The organism is Ruegeria sp. (assembly GCF_028066395.1).
Lineage (GTDB): Bacteria > Pseudomonadota > Alphaproteobacteria > Rhodobacterales > Rhodobacteraceae > Ruegeria.
Window position 1 is genome coordinate 18,776 of record NZ_JALCBM010000033.1, and the last position, 4,262, is coordinate 23,037.

Annotated in this window: 1 protein-coding gene; it reads right to left on the reverse strand. The window is 54.8% G+C overall.

Translation table 11 applies throughout. From position 1 onward, the window contains the following. The coding region (locus MPJ51_RS11795; RefSeq protein ID WP_298386628.1) for a hypothetical protein at positions 1-4,262 on the reverse strand (4,262 nt) is incomplete at both ends.

A 4,262-nucleotide genomic window follows, 5' to 3' on the forward strand; every position in this document is an offset into this window, starting at 1 on the left:
TTTTCTCACCAATCGCGATACCAAGGTCCGTGCCGTTTTTCAGGTCAATCGTGTTTGTTTTGCCGATGGCAAGCGCGATATCATTGCCCCTGTCAAACAAACCCAGATTGGTTTCGCCGACCAAAATGCCGATGTCGTCATCACTCCCGCCGTAGAAGAAGTTTTTCTGGCCTGCCAACAGGGCCGCATCGTCACCTCGCCCGGCATAGACATGGTTTTCTTTGCCAACAACAACAGCAAGGTCACCGTAGACGGTTTCTTCTGTTGGTCCTTCCAGAGGATTCAGCTCGACCAGGTTTTGCTCCGCTTCGACCAGTTGCGATTGCAGCAGCGAATATTCGTGGCTGTAGTCACCAATGCGCTGATCCCACTGTATCCCGGCGATATTTGGGATGTTGAAGGATGGGATTGTGTAGCTGAGCGAGTCCAGCCGCACCTCATCAGTGTTGACATGATCCTGAAGATCAAAGTCGGGAACGACCAAATCCTCACCCGGAATATCGAAATCCGGAATCTGCAGACCAAAGAACTCGCGACCGGCAATAGTGTCGTCCAGCACATCAAGCCCCGACAGGTCCAGACCGTTCAGGTGGAATTCGGGCAGTTCCAGATCAGGCAGGCTGAAGGTCGGCAGATCGATCCGGGACACATCGCTTTCAACGACATCGACCGCAGCGATCTGTGTCAGAGGCGCGCCACCACTTTCCGATTCAAACCGAAGTTCCCCACCTTCTTCAGCCCGGAACAAGAACGTTGCCGTTTGTTCGGAACCTGCGACCGTGGGATCGATGCGGCCGATTTCCTCTGTCCCATTATCACCATGGTAGTAGACAATGATGTCATCTGCCCCATTGCCGGTCAGTTGAGCAGCCTCATAGGTGATCTGCACCTCATAGGTCCGTTTGTCGGTCAGGTCCAGGGCAGCGCCTGTATCCTGATTGCCAATTGAAATGGTATTGTGGGTTGGGTCCACAATACCGCCAAATGGCACCGCAACCTGACCGCTGATGGACTGTTCAACAATCGACCCCGCGGAGAACTCGACCGAGTAATCATACGTCACCCCGGCCTTGTTGACCGTCAGTTCGTTTTCGGTGCGCGCCTCCGCGTCCAGAAGGTTGTAGTTGCCCTGCAGGTTGGCGTTCAGCGTTCCCTGATCCAAGCTCTCGACACCAGAATTGGATGCATTGACATCAAGCAGTTGATCGACATCGCCCACACCCAGATTGTTCTCGGTCTGAGCATATGCAGTGACGCCATAATCCTCTCCAAGAAGATAGAACGTGGCATCAAAGTCATTGCCGAACAATGTCCCGGGTGCCCCATCGCTGCTGTTGGTTCCCAGGAAATCCCGAGCGAAAGCATCGCCCCCGCCATAGAAGTCGTTTTGGATGTTGAACGACCCGGTCGTTTGCACACCCGCACCTTCTACAGCGAGGTTGAACTGGGTTATGTCCGGGATGGCGATAGATGGGATGGATTGCCCCGGCAATTGCAGTTCCGGAATGGACAAGGTGGGCAGGGAAATCGTGGGGAACCCATAATTTCCAAGCTCACCGTACTTGTATTCCGGTGCTGATTTCAGTTCCGGGATATCAGGGATTGGAATATCCACTTGGGGCGACGTCAAGGTCGGGAAGGAATAGTCCGGCACATCGGGGTTGGAAAACTCGATATCCGGGAAGAAAAAGGCCAGATCGGCGTAGGGAAATGCCCCAGCCTCAATCCCTGTATCACCACCTTCGATTTTAAGGTCCGACGCAGGATTGAAATCGCCTTCGCCCAGATAACTGGCCAGCTCAGCAGTCGAGAATTCGATTTCATTGTCTGTGACAACAAAGTTGAACTCGCCCGCAACCAGCAAGAGGTCGCTGCCTGAACCGGCAAACACGACATTGGTTTTGCCGATAACACCCAGAATATCATCGCCCGAGCCCGAGAAGACGACATTGGTCTCACCAAGGGTGATGCCGATATCATCGCCGCCCTCGAAGAAGGCAAAGTTGTACTTGCCCGCAAGAAGCGAAATGTCATCGCCAGCGCCCGACAACAGGAAGTTGTACTCACCACCAAGGATCGTGATGTCGTGGTCTGCTCCGGTCAAGGCGATGTTTGCCTTGCCCAGCAGAATGACATTGTCACGACCAGCCCCGGTAATGGCGATGTTGCCGGTTGGCAATTCAACACCTGTAATCGCCTGAATAACCAGGCTGACCGTGGGAATTGCAACCGCGATAACCGTGTCATCACCGGTGCCGGTCAGAACGATGTTACGCTCGCCGCCCAGGAATACCCGGTTATCCCCGCCGCCGTAGAAGCCATAATTGTCCGTCCCGATCTGGAACGCGACATCATTGCCCGCCCCGGTGAAGACCAGATTCAGCAGGCCGCCCAGAACCAGGAAGTTGTCTCCGTCACCGGCATTCACGACGTTGTTCGCACCCAGGCCAACAAAGAAGTCGTCACCGCTGGCGCCCTGCAGGACGTTCACATTCCCGATCGCAATGGCAAAGTTATCACCGCCGCCCAAGATCAGGAAGTTGCGCGCGCCCAGGACGACAACGTCATCAACGCCACCGGCGCCAATGATGATGTTACCGATATTGCCGACACCGGGGACGTTGGCAATGCCGCCGACGCCGAACCCTGTGACCCGGTTATAGCCATCGCCCAGAACATAAATGTTGTCATCGCCGATGAACTGGATTTCATCATCTCCGTCACCGCCCCAGACAAAGTTGGACGCGCCAATAAGCTGGAGCGAGTTGTTGCCGTTACCAGCAACAATGGCATTTCCAAGACCATATGCGGTGATCTGGTCATCGCCGCTGCCGGTCTGGATGATGTTTGCACCCCCATAGGCTTTGACGATGTTGTTGCCGTTACCGGCAATGATGACGTTACCCAGATTGGCGATTGCCCCCACGAGGTTGGTAAAGGCCGTGCCCAGCGATTCTTCCCCGTACAACGTGCCATCGGATGTCCCGAACGCACCGCGAACGAAAGAGTCGTCGCTGTTGTTGGCCGCCTGAACCGCCGCCGCGGTGGCAAGGTTCAACAAGCTGCCCGCCCGAATGCGGTCGTCGCCATCACCGGCAACGACAAAGTTGGCCGTGCCAAAGGCTTCGATCTCGTTCCCGGCCACGGTTCTGTATTCCGGCGCAACGAAATTCTGGTTGGCCGTGTCTACGACCTGCCCGTCAATCGCCAGATTCAGCCGGGAATGACCGCCGCCCTCAAAGAACAGAAGATCGACATCATAATAGCCCGACTCGGCAATTGAGAATGTTGCCGTCTTGGTTTGCGTACCGTCCCAGTAGTCATCGGTGATGACCTGCTGTCCCGCAATCGACAAACGAACACCGTCATCATGTTCCAGATCAACCGTATGCTGCCCGGCAGACAGGTAAATCTGCCCGTTCAGCTTGTGGATCGCATTGTCATGAACCCGGTCTTCATACAGTCCTTCCGCATAGGCTGCGGTGTCGAAGAACTCGAACACGCTTCCGCTTTGTTCGGCAAAACTGATCCGCGAGGCATTGTAGTCGATGATCTCGGATTGCTTGGTGGCAAGCAGTTGCTCGGCCTGCGCCAGACTGTTCACGCCTGCGTCATTCAACAGCAACTGACCAGTAAAGACTGCCGCGTCTGCGGCATCGTAATTTGGATCCGGACGAAGTTGCACTTCCTGCACGCGAACATTGTCAAGCAGACCGCCTTGGCCACCATTTGTACTTGCATCGCGCAGCTCAATTGTCGAATTCCCGTCGGGAGCACCCGAAACACGGAATGTATGAGTGGTCCATTCGGTTTGGCTGCCCTCAGTGATTACACCAACAACTTCACCATTCCACAGGACTTCAACAGCCAGATTATCGCCTGAAAGGCCCGAGTGGGTTCGGTAATCAATAGAAATCTGATACGTGCCGTTTCCATTCGTGGCAACATCCTGACTTATGCTGCTCCGAATACCATTGACCGCAAGTTCGAGAAACGTGCTGCCGGATTCCGTTGCAAGACCATCAACACCATTGGTCAGGAACTCCGCTTGGGTTCCACTCACAATGGTCCAACCATCCGGCGTGCCAAATGTGATGCTGGCATCAGGCCTGGTTTCCGCACCGGCTTCGAAGCTTCCGTTTACAATGAGGTCCGCGCCAAGATCCTCGACGAGAGTCGCGGTTACATCGGCATTTGGAGTTTCAAGAACATCGGAATCGCGGAACGCGAGAATTTCCTGGACTTTGACATTGTCGAGCAGG